Source organism: Clostridium algoriphilum (assembly GCF_020443705.1).
Lineage (GTDB): Bacteria > Bacillota > Clostridia > Clostridiales > Clostridiaceae > Clostridium_AD > Clostridium_AD algoriphilum.
The window spans coordinates 85733-107500 of sequence record NZ_JAIZZK010000005.1; the positions used below are offsets into that span (position 1 = coordinate 85733).

General features: G+C 30.5%; 23 protein-coding genes. 22 read left to right on the top strand and 1 reads right to left on the bottom strand.

Annotated features, from left to right (window positions below; genetic code table 11):
- Positions 1-112 precede the first annotated feature (112 nt).
- The 13 genes from yabG to rho all read left to right on the top strand — a co-directional run bounded on the left by yabG (position 113) and on the right by rho (position 14203).
- Entirely contained in the window at positions 113-1027 is a 915-nt protein-coding gene (yabG, locus tag LGK95_RS06360; protein ID WP_226123366.1) for a sporulation peptidase YabG, read from the top strand.
- A gap of 195 nt (positions 1028-1222) precedes the next feature.
- Positions 1223-1480 (top strand): Veg family protein, encoded by a 258-nt coding sequence (locus tag LGK95_RS06365; protein ID WP_226123368.1) that lies wholly within the window; start codon positions 1223-1225, stop codon positions 1478-1480.
- Between the two features lie 355 nt (positions 1481-1835).
- Positions 1836-3398: a DUF3794 and LysM peptidoglycan-binding domain-containing protein gene (locus LGK95_RS06370; RefSeq protein WP_226123370.1), complete on the top strand. Its 1563-nt coding sequence runs from the start codon at positions 1836-1838 to the stop codon at positions 3396-3398.
- A 321-nt stretch (positions 3399-3719) separates the two neighbouring features.
- On the top strand, positions 3720-4562 hold the full coding sequence (ispE, locus tag LGK95_RS06375) for a 4-(cytidine 5'-diphospho)-2-C-methyl-D-erythritol kinase (protein WP_226123373.1): 843 nt from the start codon (positions 3720-3722) through the stop codon (positions 4560-4562).
- A 278-nt stretch (positions 4563-4840) separates the two neighbouring features.
- A complete protein-coding gene (gene spoIIR, locus LGK95_RS06380) occupies positions 4841-5470 on the top strand; it encodes a stage II sporulation protein R (RefSeq protein ID WP_226123374.1) in 630 nt (209 codons plus the stop codon).
- 74 nt (positions 5471-5544) lie between these two features.
- Positions 5545-6915: a germination protein YpeB gene (gene ypeB, locus LGK95_RS06385; protein WP_226123376.1), complete on the top strand. Its 1371-nt coding sequence runs from the start codon at positions 5545-5547 to the stop codon at positions 6913-6915.
- A gap of 234 nt (positions 6916-7149) precedes the next feature.
- On the top strand, positions 7150-8181 hold the full coding sequence (locus LGK95_RS06390; RefSeq protein ID WP_226123378.1) for a D-alanine--D-alanine ligase family protein: 1032 nt from the start codon (positions 7150-7152) through the stop codon (positions 8179-8181).
- A gap of 37 nt (positions 8182-8218) precedes the next feature.
- The gene (locus tag LGK95_RS06395; RefSeq protein ID WP_226123381.1) at positions 8219-9202 is read left to right on the top strand and encodes a tRNA 4-thiouridine(8) synthase ThiI; all 984 of its coding nucleotides are present in this window, start codon (positions 8219-8221) and stop codon (positions 9200-9202) included.
- A gap of 14 nt (positions 9203-9216) precedes the next feature.
- Positions 9217-9636 carry a DUF1934 domain-containing protein gene (locus LGK95_RS06400; RefSeq protein WP_226123382.1) on the top strand — a complete coding sequence of 140 codons (420 nt, stop codon included), beginning with the start codon at positions 9217-9219 and terminating at the stop codon, positions 9634-9636.
- Between the two features lie 159 nt (positions 9637-9795).
- On the top strand, positions 9796-10083 hold the full coding sequence (locus LGK95_RS06405; protein WP_226123385.1) for a ribose-5-phosphate isomerase: 288 nt from the start codon (positions 9796-9798) through the stop codon (positions 10081-10083).
- Between the two features lie 302 nt (positions 10084-10385).
- Positions 10386-11990: a CTP synthase gene (locus LGK95_RS06410; RefSeq protein ID WP_226123387.1), complete on the top strand. Its 1605-nt coding sequence runs from the start codon at positions 10386-10388 to the stop codon at positions 11988-11990.
- A gap of 208 nt (positions 11991-12198) precedes the next feature.
- Positions 12199-12555: a hypothetical protein gene (locus tag LGK95_RS06415; protein WP_226123389.1), complete on the top strand. Its 357-nt coding sequence runs from the start codon at positions 12199-12201 to the stop codon at positions 12553-12555.
- Between the two features lie 178 nt (positions 12556-12733).
- Positions 12734-14203, top strand: coding sequence for a transcription termination factor Rho (rho, locus tag LGK95_RS06420; RefSeq protein ID WP_226123391.1), 1470 nt, complete (start codon positions 12734-12736; stop codon positions 14201-14203).
- Positions 14204-14369: 166 nt separating this feature from the next.
- On the opposite strand, the gene rpmE is transcribed toward rho, so the two are convergent.
- Positions 14370-14588, bottom strand: a complete 219-nt coding sequence (rpmE, locus tag LGK95_RS06425) for a 50S ribosomal protein L31 (protein WP_226123393.1) — start codon at positions 14586-14588, stop codon at positions 14370-14372.
- A gap of 183 nt (positions 14589-14771) precedes the next feature.
- On the opposite strand from rpmE, the gene LGK95_RS06430 reads away from it, so the two are divergent.
- The 9 genes from LGK95_RS06430 to rpiB all read left to right on the top strand — a co-directional run bounded on the left by LGK95_RS06430 (position 14772) and on the right by rpiB (position 21763).
- Positions 14772-15356 (top strand): thymidine kinase, encoded by a 585-nt coding sequence (locus LGK95_RS06430; protein WP_226123395.1) that lies wholly within the window; start codon positions 14772-14774, stop codon positions 15354-15356.
- 2 nt (positions 15357-15358) lie between these two features.
- Positions 15359-16264, top strand: a complete 906-nt coding sequence (locus tag LGK95_RS06435) for a DUF1385 domain-containing protein (RefSeq protein ID WP_226123397.1) — start codon at positions 15359-15361, stop codon at positions 16262-16264.
- Between the two features lie 97 nt (positions 16265-16361).
- Positions 16362-17216, top strand: coding sequence for a peptide chain release factor N(5)-glutamine methyltransferase (gene prmC / locus LGK95_RS06440; RefSeq protein ID WP_226123516.1), 855 nt, complete (start codon positions 16362-16364; stop codon positions 17214-17216).
- 123 nt (positions 17217-17339) lie between these two features.
- Positions 17340-18422, top strand: coding sequence for a peptide chain release factor 1 (prfA, locus tag LGK95_RS06445; protein WP_226123399.1), 1083 nt, complete (start codon positions 17340-17342; stop codon positions 18420-18422).
- 52 nt (positions 18423-18474) lie between these two features.
- Positions 18475-19050: a hypothetical protein gene (locus LGK95_RS06450; protein ID WP_226123401.1), complete on the top strand. Its 576-nt coding sequence runs from the start codon at positions 18475-18477 to the stop codon at positions 19048-19050.
- Between the two features lie 90 nt (positions 19051-19140).
- A complete protein-coding gene (locus tag LGK95_RS06455; protein WP_226123403.1) occupies positions 19141-19869 on the top strand; it encodes a ZIP family metal transporter in 729 nt (242 codons plus the stop codon).
- 70 nt (positions 19870-19939) lie between these two features.
- On the top strand, positions 19940-20986 hold the full coding sequence (locus tag LGK95_RS06460; protein ID WP_226123405.1) for an L-threonylcarbamoyladenylate synthase: 1047 nt from the start codon (positions 19940-19942) through the stop codon (positions 20984-20986).
- A gap of 54 nt (positions 20987-21040) precedes the next feature.
- Positions 21041-21223 (top strand): hypothetical protein, encoded by a 183-nt coding sequence (locus LGK95_RS06465; protein WP_226123407.1) that lies wholly within the window; start codon positions 21041-21043, stop codon positions 21221-21223.
- Between the two features lie 90 nt (positions 21224-21313).
- Entirely contained in the window at positions 21314-21763 is a 450-nt protein-coding gene (gene rpiB / locus LGK95_RS06470) for a ribose 5-phosphate isomerase B (RefSeq protein WP_226123409.1), read from the top strand.
- Positions 21764-21768: the final 5 nt, after the last annotated feature.

Consider the following 21768-nt stretch of genomic DNA (forward strand, 5'->3'; position numbering starts at 1 on the left):
ATACTATTTATTAAAGTTATGTAAATATAATTTTTACATAACTTTTTTTATGCTCACCTATTATCTATATTTTCATAATATATATTATGAGTCTAATTATGGAGGTGGCATTGTGAAAATAGGAGACGTTGTTGTAAGGAAATCTTACGGTGGTGACATTACCTTTAAAATTATAGATATTGTGGCAGGTGATAATACTTATACGTATTTACTTAAAGGAATAAATCTAAGGATAGAAGCAGATTGTTTAATAGAAGATTTGGAATTAGTATCAGAAGACATCGTTTTTGAAATTGATAAGGTGTTTAATAAGAAGGTAAATGCATCAATTAAAAAGATATTAATGAGTAGAAATGGAGGAACAAGAGGTAATAGGCCAGCGGCTATAGATCTTAAAGGAAAGATTAAAGAGATGCAATTAAAACAAGAAAAGTATAAAGATTATAAAAATAAAGATATGATGTTTGGAAGACCAGGGAAAGTATTACACGTTGATGGGGATGCAGAATATTTAGAGGTTTGCTTAAAAACATATAAGCAACTATCTTTAGATGCTGTAGGTAGAGTAATATCAGAAAAAAATCAACCGAGTGAAATAGTAAATTTAGTCAAAGAGGTTAAGCCAGATATAGTCGTAATTACAGGGCACGATGGCATGGTAAAAGGGATAAAAGATTATATCAATTTAGATAACTATAGAAACTCAAGGTACTTTGTAGAGGCTGTTATGGCTCTTAGAACCTATAATAGTAACTATGATGATTTGGTAATATTTGCAGGAGCATGTCAATCCTGTTATGAGGCAATTTTAGATGCCGGTGCTAATTTTGCTAGTGCTCCGAACCGCGTCTTAATTCATTGCTTAGATCCTGTTTTAGTTTCTGAAAAAATCGCATATACAAATATAGAAAGTGTTGTAGCTATAGAAGATGTTATACAAAACACCATAACAGGAATTACAGGTATAGGTGGATTACAAACTAGGGGTAAGTATAGAGAGGGATTTCCTAAGTCACAGTATATATAAAAAATGGTATGGAATTATAATGTATTAAACTTATGCAAGCTAAAGGCTCATAAACTAAATAAAAATTAGTTAGATGTAGAAAAATCCATTAAAATGCATTTTCTTAAGAAAAAATCAATATTGACAAGATTGTTATAGTAGTGATAAAATATTTAGTTTGCTTGACAAAAAAAAATATATAGGGTATAATATAAAATGTGGAAAGAGGTGTTTGCTTTGGAAAAAATAAATGTATTGACTTCAATAAAAGATGAAATTGAAAGTCATGTTGGCGAAAGAGTAACATTAAAAGCTAATGGTGGAAGAAGGAAGATTCTTGTAGATAATGGAGTTATCGAAAAGACATATCCAAACATTTTTGTTATTAGACTAGAAAAAGACACCCACAGGACAGTGACGTATAGTTATTCAGATGTTTTGACAAAAACGGTTCAAATAGTTTTTGCAGGATAAGGCGATACTGTATTATAGTATCGTTTTTTATATTTATATATTAATCTTAGATTAAGAGAGTAGATAACAAGCCAGTTATAATAGTAAAGTTGCTTGCTACTTATTTTTATGTGTCGTATATAAGATTAACAAAGCATATATTATTTAAAATGCATTTAGTTAGCAATAACAGTGCGTTTTACATAATATATGCTTTTGTTTTTTTGATTTGAAAAATATGATGAATTTTGCAATACGAATTTTAAAATCAAATATCATATTATGGACACTATTTATATATATATTATATAGTAGGTATTTTAGGAGGGTAACAACCCATAAATGCTACCCCAATAAAAATACGAGGAGGTATAATATGGAAATTAATTTAATAAGAGAGAACATAGAATATGAACAACTGTTAGGAGAAAATACTGTTGATACAGTGGTGAAAGAAGAATTTGTAATACCGGATACTCATCCAGATGTTAAGGAAATTCTTATGCTAGATGTCAAGGCACTTATAAACTCAAAAGAAATAATAGAGGATAAGGTATACTTAGAAGGGCAAATTCAATATAATGTAATTTACATTACAAAAGATCAAGAACGATCAGATGTTGAAAATGTTGTATATAGCTCTAAATTTTCAAATACAGTAGATATAATGGGCGCAATGCCTGAGATGCTTTGTGATACTGAATGTTTTGTAGAACATATGGAATGCAGAATAGTTAATGAGAGAAAAATATGTTTAGAGGGAATCTTAAAATCCAAATCAGAGGTATATAAAAATTTCAGTTTTCAGATAGTTAAGGATATCGAAGCAGTTAAGGATGTTCAATATCTAAAAAATCCTACTAGCATAGACAAAGTTATAAGGAATTTTACTGGGGAGCTTATAGGAAAAGCTAATATAAAAATTCCAATGGAAAAACCAGAAATAGCTAAAGTTATAAAATATGATGTTAATATTCATAAAAAAGAAGTTAAACTGTATGATGGTAAAATTCAAATTAATGCTTATGCATTTATTAATATGATATACAAGGGTAAAGATAGCAGAGAACTAATATATATTGAACATGAAGTTATGTTAAACAAAGAGTTAGAATTTGATGATGTAAGCTCGAATATGGACAATTTTACAGAATTTAAGGTAGAAGCTATGGAGTATGACATTAAGGAAGATGATTTAGGAGAAAAAAGAATTATTGACGTAGAGTTTATGATAAATACAAATACAAGAGCTATGCACAAAGAAGAAGTGGATATGATTGAAGATGTATATTCACCTACTACAAAACTTGATATGGATAAAAAAGATTTTGATCTTAATATAATGCAAGGGCAATTACTAACTGAGACATTAGTTAGGGGAGACATAGAATTAGATAATAACAAGGCAAAACCTAGTAAGGTCATTATGTGTAATGCTAGTGTTTGCATAACGGATAAAAAGGTAATTGAGGATAAGGTTATAGTAGATGGTATAATGAATGTAACAGTATTATACAGAAGTGATGATGAAGAAAAATATTTATCAGCTGTTTCTGAAGAAATTCCTTTCAGCTGTGGAGCTGATATATTAGGCGCTAAAATTAATATGAGTAGCATGTGCAAGGTTGCGCTCGAGAATATAAATGTAGATATTGAGGCAGGAAATATGGCTGTAAGAGCTGTAGTCAAAGTGTATGCACGTGTAAACTATATGGTGCAAAAGAAATTTTTAGTTGATGTTTACCCAGTTGAAGGAGAAGCACCTGAGAAAAAAGCTAGTATTACTATTTATGTGGTTCAGGTTGCAGATACCTTATGGAAAATTGCTAAGAAATATAATACTACAATACAAGAAATTGCAAGAGTAAATCAAATAGAAGATACTAATGTTATAAAAGTTTCGCAAAAACTTATAATACCAGGTAGAATAGTTATATAAAAATAAAACCTGGTCTAATTATAAATCAATCGTACAATTATTATATCGTAATAAAACTCTCATGTGTTATAAAAACACATGGGAGTTTTATTATTTTTGGGCTTTTTATTTTGAATTATATGTAGCAATATTAAATTTGTTGTAATATACTATTTTTAATAAGAACATTTCACAAGCAGAGGACCATCTTATATAAGCCTCAAAATATATTAAGTTGGATTAATCAATTATTATTTGGGTTGCTTTAGAAATTTTTAATTGAGCCGTATTTGTGAATTAGGCCATTTTGGTGGATGCTTAATAAAGAGTTGGAGGAAGATCATGTTAGTAAAAGCTTATGGAAAAATAAATATATCTTTAGATGTAATAGGTAAAAGAGAAGATGGATATCATTTACTTAAAATGATTATGCAAAGCGTAGATTTATATGATTCTATGTCCTTTAAAAAATGTAATAAGGGTATTAATTTAAGTTGTAATAAGCCGTACATACCTATAGATGATAAAAATTTGGTGTATAAAGCTGCAAAACTTTTTATGGATACTTATGATATTCATGAAGGTATAAATATATATCTTAGAAAAAACATTCCCGTAGCGGCGGGTATGGCAGGTGGAAGTGCAGATGCGGCAGCTGTTTTTAAAGCACTTAAAGAAATATTTAAAGTAGATGTAGATGATAATGAACTTATGGATTTAGGGGTGAGAATCGGTGCAGACGTTCCTTATTGCATAGTGGGGGGGACCGCCTTGTGTGAAGGAATAGGTGAAATTATTACACCATTAAAACCTTTCAAAAATTATATCTTAGTATTGGTTAAGCCTAATTTTGGGGTATCTACTAAGGAGGTTTTTAAAAATTTAGATATTAGTAAAATTTTTAAGCATCCGGATACAGAAGCATTAATAAAAGCTATAGAACAAGAAAAATTACAGGAAGTATGTAACAGCATGAAAAATCTACTTGAAAATGTTACGTTAAGAAAATATCCAGTTCTCAAAAGAATAAAAGAAGACATGGTTAAAATGGGTGCAATGGGTTCAATGATGAGTGGGAGCGGACCAACAATATTCGCTTTCTTTGATGATATGTTGAAAGCTCAAAGATGTTATGACAAATTTAAAACCCAATATAAAGAAGTATATATAACTAGAACAATATAAGCAAAATTTTATAACAAGAAATAAGAACGTGTAGGATCCTTTGTGGATTTTGCACGTTTTTATATTTATATTCATTTGTTAAGTGAATATTTTTTGCAAGTGTCGTAAAAACTAGTTAGAGAAAAGTATAATTAAAAAATATTAATGTATAAGTTTTTTTAAAATTTACATTATTTTACTAATTAAAATAATGTGGCAGGAGAAAAGTAAATCGGTGAATACAATTACATAATATGGTAATAATATTAATATAAATTATTGTATCTGGGGGGGTAAACATGAAAAATTTTATATTAACAAGTATTACTATAATAATTATAATTTCTATAGCTTTAAATGGAAATAATGCACCTGTGAAAGCCAGTCAAAGTGATATAGCTGGTAAACTTATAAGGTTTCATGTAATAGCTAATAGCGATGATAAAATAGATCAAAAGTTGAAATTAAAAGTAAGAGATTCCGTTTTAAAGTATATATCACCCAAACTTAAGAATTGCACAAGTATAGAAGAGTCAAGAAATGTTTTAAATAAAGAAGATAAAAATATTAAAAAAATTGCAGAAACTATAATAAAAAGAAATGGGTATGAGTACTCAGTAGCGACTGCTCTTTCAAAGGAAAACTTTCCAGTTAAAACTTATGGAAATATAACTTTGCCTCAAGGTGAATATGAAGCTTATCGAATAGTAATTGGAACGGGAAAAGGTCAAAATTGGTGGTGTGTTATGTTTCCACCATTATGTTTTGTAGATATTACAAAAGGAGATGTGTCCTACCAAAAAACAGAAAAAGAAATGAAAACAGTTCTATCAGATGATGAGTACAACTTGGTTAATAATACAGAAACCAGTAAAAAAATAGTTGTTAAATTTAAACTAGGAGAAATTTTTAGTGAATTATTTGGTTAGAAAAACAAAAGACTACTATGAGAATAATAATTGATAGTTGTTATCTACTCGTATAAATACCAGGAGGGAAATATATGAAAATGCTAAAGAAAAGAATTTTGTATACAAGTATTGTAACTATAATTGTTGTGTTTTCAACTACTTTTGCTATATTAATGTTTTTGGAGAGGTTAGATTATAGAAATTATCTTCAAGGTCAATATAGTAAGAATATGTATGATCTTGTTAGTTCTGTACAAAATATAAGAGTAAATTTAGGAAAGTCAGCTATTGTCGGCTCTAGAGAACAAAGCATTATAGCCTTTGAGGAAATCTTTAGATATTCAGCCACTGCAAATGATAAATTGCATTCGCTACCACTTGACCAACAAGTAGTTGGGAATACTAGTAAATTTTTGACTCAAGTAGGGGATTACTGTTTTACGTTAGCAAAGGCATCATCCGAAGGAAAAGAACTTGATAATAAAGAATATGATAAAATTGATGAATTGGAGGCACAGTCATATACACTTCAGGAACAATTAAACGGAGTGCTTTCTGGAATAAATGAAGGGAATGTAAAATGGGGAGAAATCAGAAAAAAAAGTAGTGGTGTATTTGCAAAAGCTGGGGATGATCTTGTAACTGAAAAATTTAATGGTATTCAAAAGCAAATAGTTCAATATCCAGCATTAATTTATGATGGCCCTTTTTCTGATAATATATTAGAAATAAAGCCTAAGGTAATGTCCCAAAAAGAGGTAAGTAAAAATGAAGCAACTAAAGTAATAGAAAACATGTTTGGAGCAGATAAAATCGTAAGTATTGAATATAAGCCACAAAAAGGGAAGACTACAATACCTGCATATACATTTTACGTAACATTTAAAGGAAAAGAGAAAAGTGAAGATAAGACAGTAATAGAAGTAAGTAAAAATGGAGGCAAAATAGTATATTTATTAGAGAATAGGGCCATAGGAAAACCAACTTTGGATATTAAGAAAGCAATAGAAGGTGGAAGTAAGTTTATTAGTAAAATAGGTTATAAGAATATGGAACCTACTTATACGTTAAATTATGATAATACGGTGGTAGTAAGTTATGTATATAAACAAGGAAATGTATCAATTTATCCAGATCAAGTTAAGCTTAAAATTGCACTAGATAATGGTAGTATTTTAGGAATTGAGTCTGAAAAATTCCTAGTATCCCATGTTGAAAAGAGAGAGTTGCCAACACCGAAAATAACTGCATTAAAAGCACAAGAAAAAGTTGGAAAGAGGCTAAAAATAAGTAAAGTTAGTTTGGCAATTATTCCTACGGAGACTAATAAGGAAGTTTTGTGCTATGAATTTTTAGGCTCATATAAGGGAAAAAACTTCATAGTATATATTGATGCGAGTACTGGGTATGAGCAAAGAATAATAGAAATAATAGACACCCCCAATGGAAAATTAACTATTTAGATAAGGGAGCTAAAAAGGATATATGTTCATATAATGAACATATATCCTTTTTTATTTTAGTTGCGTTTGTAATTTTAAGAGTGTTATTATAGAAGTGAAGTTTTAAAATAAAGAGTAATAGATAAAGATTATATAATATTAAAAAATTTAACAAAGTTAATATTAAATTTCTTAGTAAACTTGTGATTTTATTATTCATAAAATAGTTATTATGGTTATAAGGAGAGGGCGTCAATGAAAAAGAAAATAGCAATATTATTTGGTGGACAGTCCACAGAACATGAGGTTTCGAGAGTATCGGCAACATCAGTATTGAAAAATATTGATCAAACAAAATATGATATATATCCGATAGGAATTACTAAGGAAGGTCTATGGTTTGAGTATACTGGTAAATTGGACAATATAGAGAGTGGAGAATGGGAAAAGGACGAATATTTTAAAATACCAGATGGTCAAAAGATTATCTTTAATAAAGAAGTAGATGTAGTATTTCCAGTGCTTCATGGTTCGTTTGGAGAAGATGGAACTATCCAAGGTATGTGTAAAATATCTAATATTCCGTGCGTAGGTCCTGGGGTAATGTCTTCTGCTATTTGCATGGATAAAATATATACAAAATTTTTACTGGAAAAATTCAATGTGAAACAAGCTGATTATGTGGTAATAAATGCGCATGAGTATAAGGAAAATAAGGACATAATAATAGATAAAATAGATAAAAAATTGGGTTATGATGTATTTATCAAACCATCCAATGGAGGTTCTTCTGTAGGTATAACAAAAGCACATAATAAAAGCGAATTAATACTTGGAGTAGAAGAAGCGTTAAAATATGATAGAAAAGTTTTAGTTGAAGAGGCCATAAATGCAAGAGAAATTGAGGTCGCTATACTCGGTAATGATTATCCTAAGGCATCTATCCCAGGAGAAGTAATTCCAGCAAAAGAATTTTATGATTATGAAGCTAAATATAATAGTGAAGCATCTAAGCTTTTGATACCTGCATCGCTATCTGATGATAAATTACAAAAGGTTAAAGAGGAAGCTATAAGAATTTATAAGATACTTGATTGTGCTGGCATGGCAAGAGTGGATTTTTTAGTTGATAAAGAAACAGAAGATGTTTATTTAAATGAAGTAAATACTATACCGGGCTTTACTAAAATAAGCATGTACCCTAAAATGTGGCAAGCTACAGGGAAAACATATGTGGATCTTATAGATGAGCTTATTGAATTAGCTATAAACAGAAATAATAGATAATATATTTATTAAATTACAGTAAGAAGGGAGAAGTTTTATGACAACAGCTTTGGCTATGATTTCTGGAGGCCTTGATAGTACACTAGCGGCAAAGATTGTAAAGGATCAAGGGATAGAAGTTATTGGGATATGCTTTAAATCTAATTTTTTTGATGAAAAAAATGCATTGAAAATGGTAAAACAAATAGATATACCGTTAGAAGTTGTAGATTTTTCAGATGAACATTTTGAAATGGTAAAGAGTCCGAAACATGGGTATGGTAAAAACATGAATCCTTGTATTGATTGCCATGCTATGATGATGAGATATTGTGGACAATTATTAGAAAAATTTCATGCTGATTTTATCATAACAGGGGAAGTTTTAAACCAAAGGCCTATGTCTCAAAACAGATCAGCCTTAGACATAGTGAAAAATGAATCGGGTATAGGACATAAAATCTTAAGACCATTATGCGCAAAGAATCTTAATCCTACTCAAATGGAGATAGATGGTTTAATAGATAGAGAAGCTCTTATGGATATAAAAGGAAGAAATAGAAAGGTTCAGATGGAGATGGCAGAAAAATTTGGTATTCTTGATTATCCATCACCTGCTGGTGGATGTAAACTTACGGAGCCTAACTATTCTTTGAGACTTAGTGACCTATTAGAACATAAAGAAGATACATCTAAAAAAGATCTAGAATTATTAAAAATAGGAAGACATTTCAGAAGATCTAAAGGTGCTAAAATAATATCTACAAGAACGGAGGAAGAAGGAGAGCTATTAGAACAGCTTTTAACCCAGGAAGATTTAATGTTTATAGCTAAGGACTATAATGGTACAACGGTTGCTATAATCGGCAAGGCAACTGTCCAGGACATTGATTTTGCAGCAGGAATAACGGCGAGATATTGTAAGGGGAAGGATGAAAAAATTATAACTATTAGTTATGGTGGATATGGTCATCTTCAAGATAGGTTTATAGATATAAAACCTTTAACAGATGAAGAACTAAACAATTATATTTTAATATAGCGAGGTGCAAGTTAATGAAAAAAAATTCAATAATTTCAGTTGTTAGCAGACAATCTGATAATGAAGATGAAGGTGAGTCAATTGAAGTGGTGACTCCCGGTAAGTTTTATAAAGAAGATAATTGTTATTATGCAGTATACGAAGAGACTGAAATATCAGGAATGGAGGGGACTACTACTACATTTAAAATTGAGGAAGAAAAGTTTACACTTATAAGGACTGGAACTACTAATACTGAAATGAAATTCAAAAAATATGTAAGAGACTTAACTTTATACAATACACCTCATGGAGCCTTAGATCTTACAGTGGACACAAAAGATTTAAAAATGAACGTTGATAAAAATGGCGGAGATGTATTTATAGATTATGATATGATAATAGGAAACCAACAAGTTTTAAGTACAACTTTGCAAATAAACATTAAAGCATAAAAAATGAAGGCTATGTTATATATAACATAGCCTTCATTAAAATAACGTTATTGTGTATGAAAAATTTATATTATAATTTTATTCTAATGATAGTTTTTATTAATTATTGTCAATAATTTAATTAACGAAACAATGTATATAGAATTTAGGAGTGGTTTAATGTTAAAAAATATTGATTATGATAAGATAATAGAAGCTATTTGTTATGTGAAAGGTATAAAAAGGCATGAATCATTAAAGATATCAAAAGATAGAGAGTGTAAATATATTTTGTTTTTATTGTTAAAAAAATATAAGTGTGGGGATGCAGAGAGCGTTTATAAGAAATTTCTAATTTCAAGCAAAAGAGCTGTTAATTATGGTTTGAAAAAGGCAGAGGAACAATTTTTTATTAATAAGGAATTTAGAGAAATGTATTTTGAAATAGAAAATGTATTGAAGGAGTAAAATAAAATGTATGTTAAAGATTTAAAATTTAACTTAATAAAATTTAAAAAGAAAAGAAAAACAAAAAAAACACTGGTGAATGAATAAAAAGTGTGATAAGATATTAATATTGTTTTTAAAAAAACCTATACCATTATATTTATAGGGTAATTTCTATTATAAAATTGTAAAGAACATTTGTCAAGCTATTTAAAAAATATTAATATAAACTCTTTTAAATTTTACATAGTCATATATCAACAATATTAGAAGAAAAAAGATTAACAACTTACAATGAGCAATAAAACATAGGAGGAGTAATGATGAGTACTAAGTACATATTTGTCACTGGTGGTGTAGTTTCATCTCTAGGAAAAGGAATAACAGCAGCTTCACTCGGGAGGCTTTTAAAAAATAGAGGACTAAGGGTTTCTATTCAAAAATTTGATCCATATTTAAATGTCGATCCAGGGACTATGAGCCCATATCAACATGGAGAAGTTTTTGTTACAGACGATGGAGCAGAAACAGATTTAGATTTGGGTCATTATGAAAGATTTATTGATGAAAACTTAAGTAAGAGTAGTAATGTAACTACTGGAAAAGTATACTGGTCAGTTATATCAAAAGAGAGAAGAGGAGATTTTTTAGGTGGTACAGTACAAGTAATACCACATATTACTAATGAAATAAAAGAAAGAGTCTATAGAGTAGCTAAAGAAAAAGATGTAGATGTTGTTATAACTGAAATTGGTGGAACTATTGGAGATATTGAATCTTTACCGTTTTTAGAAGCTATAAGGCAGGCAAAATATGAAGTAGGAATAGAGAATGTTTGCTTTATACATGTTACATTAATACCATATTTAAGAAAAGCTGGAGAGCTTAAAACAAAACCTACTCAACATTCTGTAAAAGAACTTAGAAGCATAGGTATTCAACCAGACATCATTGTATGTCGATCTGAAAAGGAAATATCTGCAGATATGAAGGCTAAAATTGCCATGTTCTGTAATCTGGAAGCAGATTCTGTAATTCAAAATTTGGATGCTGAAAATTTATATGAAGTACCACTTATGCTACATAATGAAGGATTAGATACCCTAGTTTGTAAAAAACTAAAATTAGACTGTCATGAAATAGATAATAGCGCATGGATTAATATGGTAGAGAGATTAAAGAATTTATCAGGAAATGTGAAAATAGCACTAGTCGGAAAATATGTAGAACTTCATGATGCTTATATTTCAGTGGTTGAGGCATTGAGTCATGGAGGGCTTTCTAATGACACTAATGTAGAAATTAAATGGATAAATGCTTGTGATGTAACATTTGAGAATGCAAGTGAAATATTAGGCGATGTTGACGGGATATTGGTTCCAGGTGGATTTGGTGACAGAGGAATAGAAGGTAAAATTCAGGCAACAAAATATGCTAGAGAAAATAAAGTACCATTCTTCGGGATATGCCTTGGGATGCAGTGTGCTGTTATAGAGTATGCAAGAAACGTAGCAGGACTAAGTGGAGCTAATAGTTCAGAAATTGATGAACAAACTAAGTATCCAGTAATAGATTTAATGCCTGATCAAAAGGATTTAGATGAAAAAGGGGGCACTATGAGACTTGGATTATACGCTTGTAAATTAACAAAAGATTCTAATGCTCATGAAGCGTACAGTGATGAAGTGATATATGAAAGACATAGACATAGATATGAATTTAATAATGAATATAGAAAAGCAGTAACTGATGCAGGACTTATCCTTACAGGAACAAGCCCAGATGAAAGATTAGTTGAAATAGTTGAGATTAAGGATCATCCTTGGTTTGTTGGAGTTCAGTTTCATCCAGAACTTAAATCTAGACCTAATAACCCACATCCGCTGTTTAGTGAATTCGTTAAGGCAGCGATTGAACATAAAAAATAATATATTTGAAGGGCTACATTAAGTACTAGTAGCCTTTTATTTTTTTTGTCGTGTATTAATTATTTATATATTATAAGCTATTACATTTTCATAAATAAAATTGCATATAATTTCAAAGAAAAGTAGCAGGAATTTAATTAAATTTATAGAATTTATTAATTAACACTGCAATGAAATTAAATGGATTTAGAATATGGAGGTGAAGTAATTGATATTCGATACTAATATTGCTATGGCTTTAAAGAATTCTAGTGGTGAGTACAAAATTTGTGAATTTACGATATTTGAGATAGAGAGTATGCAAACTGTATTTCCCTCTATAGACGTTAAAGTCCATAAAGGAAATGAAATAGTAATTGTGGTTAAGTGCTCACTATGTGGTGAAAAGCATTTTTATTATTATGACATTAACGAACTTTTAAAAAGGAATATGGTAATAGGAGGATGTGAGCAATTAGCTCTGCCTATTTTCTTGATTGGGAAAAATCATAAAGTTATAGAAAAAGTAATTGAATATAGGAAGAATATAAAGAAAATATACACTTTAATTCAAGAGAAATGGTAAGTGATAATTGGTTGCTACTATGCAATTTTAATATAGTGGATTAAAAATGTTAAATAGGATATAATTAGAATAATATATCATTTCAAGAAAATTCATTGGATAGTAAAATCGTTTTTAAATTCCCATGATATTTATTAAATAGATATTATATATGAAATACCCTTCGGAGGTGCACATTTTGATAAATAAAGATATCGAGAATATGACAGTAGTCGAGCTTCGGGAACATTCTAAAGAACTCGGCATTAAAAATATTTCAAAACTTAAAAAAAGTGAATTAATTGAGGAAATAAAGAAGCTAACGCCAGTTTCTATGCAAAAAGATGGGGTTACCTTAAGAGAAAAGATCAGTCCTAAAAGCACTTCTACTGTTGAGAACAATATTACAGAAAATTCGGAAAAGCAAGTCGAAACAAAACCAATTCAAGAGCCAAAAGTAATCAAAAATGAAGACATTGATACAGGCTTTAAAAATCAAAATGAAAATAAAAAAGAAAAATTGCAAGAAATGATAAATGAATCAGGCTCAGCAAGAGGAGTTCTAGAAATAATTGAGAACAATAGTTATGGTTTCTTAAGAGGAAATAATTATTTATCAGGTCCTGATGATATTTATGTTTCACCATCTCAAATCAGAAGATTCAACCTGAAAACAGGTGATGAAGTAGAAGGTAAAGTTAGAATACCTAAGGAAGGTGAAAAGTTTAAAGCTTTATTGTATGTACAAGGAGTAAATGGAGAAAATCCTGATAGAGCTGTGGGCAGAAAACCTTTTGAAAGATTAACTCCTATATACCCTACACAAAGATTGACATTAGAAACAAATGCAGCTGACTTATCTTCAAGAATGATGGATATAATTTCACCTATAGGTAAAGGGCAAAGAGGCATAATTGTAGCACAGCCAAAAGCAGGAAAAACAACACTTCTTAAAAAGATTGCTAACAGTATCTCTATAAATCACCCAGAAGTAAAATTAATTGTTGTTTTAATAGATGAAAGACCGGAAGAAGTTACTGACATGCAGAGATCAATTAAAGGCGAAGTAATTTATTCAACTTTTGATGAAGAACCAGATCATCATACAAAGGTAGCTTATATGGTACTTGAAAGAGCTAAAAGAATGGTGGAACAAGGTCAAGATGTAGTTATTCTATTAGATAGTTTAACTAGGCTTTCTAGAGCGTATAACCTGACTGTAACCCCATCGGGAAGAACTTTATCTGGTGGATTAGACCCTGGCGCACTTCTAATGCCGAAGAAATTTTTTGGTGCAGCTAGAAACATTGAAGAGGGTGGAAGTCTAACTATACTCGCAACTGCTTTAGTAGAAACGGGAAGTAGAATGGATGATATGATTTTCGAGGAATTTAAGGGTACAGGCAATATGGAAGTTCACTTAGATAGAAAACTTCAAGAAAGAAGAATATTCCCAGCGATAGATATATACAAATCAGGAACAAGAAGAGAAGACTTATTACTTACTAAAATTGAGATGGAGACTATATATAGTTTAAGAAAGATAATGTACAGGGAGGGTAATGCACTAGGCGTAACAGAAAAACTCCTAAATATATTATCTACAACTAAGAGTAATGAGGATTTTTTAGAAATGATAAATAAGAACTTTGAAGTATTAGCTAGGTAATGTAGATTTAAATAGGTATTATAAATTATTTTAACGACATTCAATATGATGATATAATTGCTGCCTTATCTTATTAAGTGTCGTTCTACTTATTAAGTGGATTAATATAATTTATATTTATATATAAAAAAGTGGAAAAGATAATTAAATCTTTTCCACTAATATATTATTCTACATCTTCATTTTTTATGTTAAATTTCTTCATGAATCTATCAACTCTTCCACCAGCATCAATATTCTTTTGCTTTCCAGTGTAGAATGGATGGCAATTAGAACATACGTCTACTTTAAGTTCTTGTTTAGTAGATCCTGTAATAAAAGTGTTTCCACATGCGCATTTAACAACTGTATCTTTATGGTATTCTGGATGTATTCCTTCTTGCATATTTTTCACCTCTTTCAAAATAAATATATACCCGTATTGTCAACTATTCAATTTTATCATATAATTAATAATTAAGTCAATAAGAATTATATTAAATTTTACTTTAATTTATAATATATTTTTGATAAAATATATATAGTTGGATTTTTTTAAAACATTGATTAACAAATTGGAGGTAAAAGTATGTACGGACCCAAAGATCATGGTTGGATTGAAGTCATTATAGGACCTATGTACAGTGGAAAGTCAGAGGAACTTATACGTAGGATAAGAAGAACCAACATTGCGAAGCAGAAAGTACAAGTGTTTAAACCTCAAATTGACAATAGATACAGTAATACAGATGTTGTTTCTCACTGTGGAGCCAAGGTAGAAGCGGTTCCTGTTAAGGATAGCTCTCAAATATTAGAACTCTTAGATGCAGATACACAAGTTGTTGCCATTGATGAGGTGCAGTTTTTCGATAAAGATATAATTAGTGTAATTACGACACTCGCAGATGACGATAAAAGAGTAATATGTGCAGGGTTGGATATGGATTTTAAAGGAGAACCTTTTGGGCCAATACCACCACTTCTAGCTATTGCAGAATTTGTGGACAAAATTCAGGCTATTTGTGTTGTGTGTGGTAACCCCGCAACTAGAACTCAACGTTTAATAAATGGAAAACCAGCAAGATATGAAGATCCCATCGTTTTAATTGGAGCTACAGAATCCTATGAAGCTCGGTGTAGGAAATGTCACATTGTTCCTAGGGAAGGGGTGTAAATATGGCTAAACATATTAATGTTGGAGGTCAGGCAGTTATTGAAGGTGTTATGATGAGAGGAAGTAATGGCATTGCCACTGCCGTGAGAACTGCGCAAGGAGAAATAGTTGTTGAAACAAATATTTATACATCATATACCAAAAAGAATAAATTATTAGGTTTACCAATAATAAGAGGATTTATTTCTTTGATTGAGTCCTTAGTTATAGGTGTAAAGACTTTAAATTATTCTGCTTCTTTTTTTGAAGATGAAGAGGAACCCTCAAAATTGGACAAATGGATAAAAAAAATGTTTAAAGAAAAAAGTAATGATGTAATAATGGGAATATCCCTTGTTATTTCGCTAGCTATATCTATAGCACTATTTTTTATTTTACCTACAATAGTTGCTAATCTTTTTAGTAAAATGGGTGCAAACACAATGGGTATGAATATTGTAGAAGGAGTTATCAGAGTTCTGTTATTTTTAATATACGTGTATCTAATAGGCAAAATGGAAGATATTAAGAGAGTATACCAATATCATGGTGCGGAACATAAAACAATATTTTGCTATGAAAACGAGGTTGAATTAACTCCTGAGAATGCAGCTAAATTCGGCAGACTACATCCAAGGTGTGGTACAAACTTTTTGTTCCTAGTTATGATAGTTAGTATAATAGTGTTTTCTTTAACAGGTTGGAATTCGATTGGGGAGAGAATAATGTACAGGATTGTGTTGCTTCCTTTAATTTCAGGGGTAAGCTATGAAATTATTAAATGGATGGGGAAAAGTGAAGGCTCTTTAGCTAAAATCCTTTCTTATCCAGGACTGAAGCTACAAAATCTAACTACAAGAGAACCGGATTTATCTCAATTAGAAGTGGCAATAAAAGCTCTTAAAGTAGCAGAGGGTATTGTGGATTAGCTAAAGAAAAATATAAATATAAACACATTACGTTAATTATGAATGTAGTCGGTAGAAAATTAATAAAGGCGGAAAATATGAATGAAGGTGTTAAATAATTAATATAGGAGAAATACTTCGAGAGGCATATGGAATTTTAAAAAAAGTTGAAATTGAAAGCTATATATTAGATTCGCAGCTTTTGTTATGCAAGGTTTTAAATAAGGATAAATTGTTCATAATGATTAATAGAGATTTTAATATTGATAAACAACAGGAAAATGAGTTTTTAGGGTTGATTCAATTAAGAAAAGATAAAATGCCTATAAAATATATCCTTGGGAAATGTGAATTTATGGGTATGGATTTTATAGTAAGGCCAGGGGTTTTAATACCGAGGCCTGATACAGAAATATTGGTTGAGGAAGTAATAAAGCATATAAAAGAGAACGGTTATATTGATATATGCGACGTCTGTAGTGGAAGTGGAGCTATTGGCATTGCGATAGCTGAATTCATTAAAGATGCCAATGTGTCGCTGTACGATATATCTCCAGAAGCTTTAGCTGTGTCGGCATTAAATATAAAGAAATTCAACTTATCTGTTAGGGTTAATGAGGAGGTTAGTGATTTATTACAAGTAGCTATTGATCAAAATAAGAAGTTTGAAGTAATAGTCTCTAATCCTCCTTATATAAGACAATCAGTTATTCCTACTTTGATGGAGGATGTAAAAAACTATGAGCCGGTTATAGCTCTCAGTGGTGGAGAGGATGGTTTGGAATTTTACAGGAGAATTGCAGAACAGAGCTTAAATGTGTTAAAAAAAGGAGGGCTTCTAGCTTTTGAAATAGGATATGATCAAAGGGAAGAAGTTACAAATATTCTTTTGAAATCGGGATTTATGGCGATAAAATGTATTAAGGACTTATCGGGAAATGATAGGGTTATTGAGGCTACATTAATGGATTAGGTAAGCTATCTTGGCGGGTTAAGCCATTAATGTAGAATGATTATTAATTGGGTATGGTTTGTATTTTACATCTGATTGTGATATAATTAAATAATGTGAAAATATATATACGGAGTGATAAAAATGTTAGATATGCTTGATTTTACGGAAAACAAATATGATGAACTTTCAATAAAAATTAGTGATCCTTTGGTTATAGCTAATCAAAAGGAATGGCAGAAATTGTGCAAAGAACATGCAGGTTTAGAAATAATTGTTACAAAATATAGAATATATAAAAAAGCTAAACAAGAGATAGAAACAAATAAAGAGATGCTTAAAGAAGAATCTGAAAAAGAAATGAAAGATATGATTCAAGAAGAAATTAAAGAATTAGTTGAAATTAAAGAAACTACGCAGGAAGAGTTAAGAATTTTACTTTTGCCTAAGGATCCAAATGATGAGAGAAATGTATTTGTTGAAATTAGAGCAGGGGCTGGTGGAGACGAAGCAGCTTTGTTTGCAGCAAATTTATTTAGGATGTATACAAGATATGCAGAGCGTAATAAATGGAAAGTTGAAGTAATGAGTGCTAATGAAACTGATATTGGTGGATTCAAAGAAGTAGTATTTATGATAAAAGGTGAATCTACGTATAGTAAGTTTAAATATGAGAGTGGAGTGCATAGGGTTCAGAGAGTCCCTGACACTGAATCGAGTGGAAGAATCCATACATCTACGGCGACTGTTGCAGTTCTGCCAGAGGTTGATGATGTAGACATAGAAGTTAGTGCAAATGATTTAAGAATAGATGTGTTTAGAGCATCTGGTAATGGAGGACAATGCGTTAATACTACTGATTCGGCAGTAAGGATGACGCATATTCCTACAGGACTTGTAGTTTCTTGTCAGGATGAGAAATCACAGTTAAAGAACAAAGAAAAAGCTTTAAAAATACTAAAATCTAGATTGTTTGATAGAGCTGAGGCTGAGAGATCTGCAGGAATAGCTGAAGAAAGAAAGAGTCAAGTAGGTACGGGAGATAGAAGTGAGAGAATAAGAACATACAACTATCCTCAAGGTAGGGTAACAGATCATAGAATAGGGTTAACGTTGTATAGGCTAGAAGCATTTCTTGATGGAGACATAGATGAAATGATGAATAACTTAATAACTGCTGACCAAGCAGAAAAGATGAAAGCTATGGGAAATAATGATACTGAATAATTTATTTGAGTAAATTGAAGCGAAAATATTTTTATAAATGAAGGGTGTAGTTATGAATATAAATAAAGCCATTAGAAAGCAAAAAAGAACTTATAAACGGTTTATGCTATCAATGTGCTTTATTTTTGTTCTATTACCAATTGTATTGATTATATCAAAGGTTATAAATATGTTTTTTATTACATATTTACTTTGCATAGAATTGATGATTGTTTTTGTTATACTTTTTAGGTTTAACGAAGAATATATTGATTTCAAATTGGATGGGTATAAAATTAGTATATGGTGTGGAATTGCAAAGACTAAATTTATTATTATATGTAAAAAAGTTAGTTTAGTTCATGTTGAAGGTTATGGTATAAACTTAGCAATTATTATAATAGTGAAGTCTAAGTTTAGAAACAAAAAAAATTATCCTGTTGATATTAATTTTTTAGAGAAATACCCTTATGTAACTTATATGTATAACAAAATTAAAATCCTTAATCCAGAAGAAAATTATTTCTGTTTTATAATTAATAATGGTGGATTTAAGAAATACATGCTGCTAGATGAATTGTATAAATTTTGTGAGCAAGCAATATTTTCTGATGATGCTATAGATATTATTAAAGAATATAGAGATTGAAGCATAAACCCCCACATGCATAAATAAAATCATTATATAGAGATATAGAATAAAACTTAAGTATATTTCTATAGAAGTGGGGGTATTAATTTGAAAAGTAGTATCGTTTTGGTGATTATTTTTTCAGGAATAATGGCATTAATTGGCACCATGCTAGGGGCGATATTAGGTGTTGTTATGAATAAGCCTTCAAGAAAATTACTGGGAAACATCATAGGATTTGCATCAGGACTTATGCTTTCTATAGTTGTATTTGAACTTATTCCGGAAGCTAAAAATAAAACAGGTATTTTTGGAACTTTAATGTTTTTAATTTTAGGTATTATTATTGTTGTAATAATAGATAAAATGAGTAATTTAAGCAGCAATATAAAATCACAATATACAAAAGTGGCATTTATGGTTGCTGTGGGTATAATGATTCATAATTTTCCGGAAGGGCTCGTAATGGGATTTGGTTTTGCTAATGGAGATAACTTAGGGCTCAAAATGAGTTTAATAATTGCAATACATGATGTGCCAGAGGGGCTAGCTGTGGCAGCGCCACTTATGCTCTCGGGAATAAAAAGTAGCAAAATATTGTTTTTTGCTTTCCTAACGGCACTTCCTACTGCTATTGGTGCCTGGATAGGAATTTATATTGGAAGCGTATCGGTAGAGGCACTGGGTAGCGCTTTAGCTTTTGCCTCTGGGGTTATGTTATATGTAATTTATGGAGAAATGATTCCGCAGTCTAAAAAACTTTGGCCAGGGACTACAAGTACATTGGGAATTCTCTCAGGAATGATAGTTGGTTTGTTGATGATTAATGTGATTTAATGGCATTAGAACAAATTATACTAGTTAAGGTTTAAGGCAATTAGTGGAGTTTTAATTAAGAGGTGTATAAATGGATACAAAGATTGTAATAATAGACGAAAATAATATTAATCAAAATATAATTAATCAGGCAGGGACGGTTATAAAACAAGGCGGATTAGTTGCTTTTCCTACTGAGACAGTCTATGGACTTGGGGCGAATGCCTTAGATAAAATAGCTGTAGAAAAGATTTTCAAGGCTAAAGGGAGACCTCAGGATAACCCCCTTATTGTTCATGTTGCTGATTTAAACATAGAGTCTTTAGTTAAAGAAATACCGTTCATTGCAAAAAAAATTATGAAAAAATACTGGCCCGGACCAATAACACTTATTTTTGATAAGTCAGATTTAATTCCGAGTACTACAAGTGCGGGGCTTGATACTGTAGGTATAAGGATGCCATCAAACATCGTTGCAAGAAAACTTATTGAGGCAGCAGGAACACCTATTGCAGCTCCATCAGCCAATATATCGGGGAGACCTAGTCCTACTGATGTAGAAAGTTGTATTGAGGATTTAAGTGGGAAGATTGAGTATATTCTAGGTGGGGATAAAAGCACGGTTGGTCTTGAGTCAACAATAGTAGATTGTACTTGCACTCCTTTATGCATACTTAGGCCGGGAGCTATTACCATTGAAATGTTAAGAGAAATAGATGAACATATATATATCGATAAAAATATAATGTCTAACCCAAAAAATGACTTTAAGCCTAAGGCGCCTGGGATGAAGTATAGGCATTATGCACCAAAATCTCCAGTAAAAATTATTTGTGGAAATTTAGAAAAAACAGTTGCAAAAATCAATGAGATAGTGCAAACTAATATGGGAAATAAAAAAATAGGAATTATAGCAACAGATGAAACAAAAAATAAATATCCTTACGGCACCGTTATTTCATTAGGTAGCAGAAATAAACCTAATGATGTGGCGAGAAATCTATTTGAGGTTTTAAGAAGCTTTGATGATGTAGATGTAGATTTGATATTGTCAGAGGCATTTGAAGAAAAAGGTATAGGTGTTGCTATAATGAATAGGCTTAAGAAATCTGCAGGTTTTGATATAATTAAAGTTTAGAAAATAATAATTTTTATTTAGAATTTATTCTAGAGGACTACAAGGAGGATTACTATGGATATATTATGTGTTTGTAATGAGAAAATGCTAAAAAGCGTTATGCTAGAAGCTATTTTTAATAAAATATGTATTATAGACAATATAACCTCCAATGTTAAATACATTTCATTATACATAAAAAAAATCAACGATCTAAAAACAATAGATTTTTATTGTTCCATGATAAAAGGAAGATAAGGTATTTAAGTAATTTATTTAGATGCTGATATCTTCTTTTTTTGTAGTATTATATATTGCTAGCAAAGTATTTTATGGAGGTGTTTTATAATGAAAATAGCATTAGGTTGCGACCATGGAGGATTAAGCTTAAAAAAAGAGATAATTAAGCATTTGGAGAGTAAAAATATTGAGGTAAAAGACTTTGGAACTTATACTGAAGATTCTTGTGATTATCCAGAATATGCATTAAAAGTTGCAGAGGAAGTAGTGGCGGGAAACTGTGAGCTTGGTGTATTAATATGTGGTACAGGTATAGGAGTAAGCATCTCTGCTAATAAAGTGCCTGGGATAAGAGCTGCACTATGTAGTGATACTTTTAGTGCTCATGCAACACGCGAGCATAATAATGCTAACGTACTTACTCTAGGTGCACGAGTTGTTGGCACGGGCTTAGCTCTTGACATAGTAGATACTTTTATAAGTGCTAAATTTCAAGGAGACAGACATCAAAGAAGAATTGACAAAATTGCTGATATTGAAAAAAAATATTCTAAATAAACATC

Coding starts and splice junctions, on each gene's coding strand:
- LGK95_RS06370 (WP_226123370.1), top strand. CDS start 1,836: ATGGAAATTAATTTAATAAGAGAGAACATAGAATATGAACAACTGTTA.
- spoIIR (WP_226123374.1), top strand. CDS start 4,841: ATGAAAAATTTTATATTAACAAGTATTACTATAATAATTATAATTTCT.
- prfA (WP_226123399.1), top strand. CDS start 17,340: ATGTTAGATATGCTTGATTTTACGGAAAACAAATATGATGAACTTTCA.
- LGK95_RS06400 (WP_226123382.1), top strand. CDS start 9,217: ATGAAAAAAAATTCAATAATTTCAGTTGTTAGCAGACAATCTGATAAT.
- LGK95_RS06405 (WP_226123385.1), top strand. CDS start 9,796: ATGTTAAAAAATATTGATTATGATAAGATAATAGAAGCTATTTGTTAT.
- ispE (WP_226123373.1), top strand. CDS start 3,720: ATGTTAGTAAAAGCTTATGGAAAAATAAATATATCTTTAGATGTAATA.
- rpmE (WP_226123393.1), bottom strand. CDS start 14,588: ATGCAAGAAGGAATACATCCAGAATACCATAAAGATACAGTTGTTAAA.
- LGK95_RS06460 (WP_226123405.1), top strand. CDS start 19,940: ATGGATACAAAGATTGTAATAATAGACGAAAATAATATTAATCAAAAT.
- LGK95_RS06435 (WP_226123397.1), top strand. CDS start 15,359: ATGGCTAAACATATTAATGTTGGAGGTCAGGCAGTTATTGAAGGTGTT.
- LGK95_RS06430 (WP_226123395.1), top strand. CDS start 14,772: ATGTACGGACCCAAAGATCATGGTTGGATTGAAGTCATTATAGGACCT.
- LGK95_RS06465 (WP_226123407.1), top strand. CDS start 21,041: ATGGATATATTATGTGTTTGTAATGAGAAAATGCTAAAAAGCGTTATG.
- LGK95_RS06395 (WP_226123381.1), top strand. CDS start 8,219: ATGACAACAGCTTTGGCTATGATTTCTGGAGGCCTTGATAGTACACTA.
- LGK95_RS06390 (WP_226123378.1), top strand. CDS start 7,150: ATGAAAAAGAAAATAGCAATATTATTTGGTGGACAGTCCACAGAACAT.
- LGK95_RS06410 (WP_226123387.1), top strand. CDS start 10,386: ATGAGTACTAAGTACATATTTGTCACTGGTGGTGTAGTTTCATCTCTA.
- rpiB (WP_226123409.1), top strand. CDS start 21,314: ATGAAAATAGCATTAGGTTGCGACCATGGAGGATTAAGCTTAAAAAAA.
- LGK95_RS06450 (WP_226123401.1), top strand. CDS start 18,475: ATGAATATAAATAAAGCCATTAGAAAGCAAAAAAGAACTTATAAACGG.
- ypeB (WP_226123376.1), top strand. CDS start 5,545: ATGAAAATGCTAAAGAAAAGAATTTTGTATACAAGTATTGTAACTATA.
- LGK95_RS06365 (WP_226123368.1), top strand. CDS start 1,223: ATGTGGAAAGAGGTGTTTGCTTTGGAAAAAATAAATGTATTGACTTCA.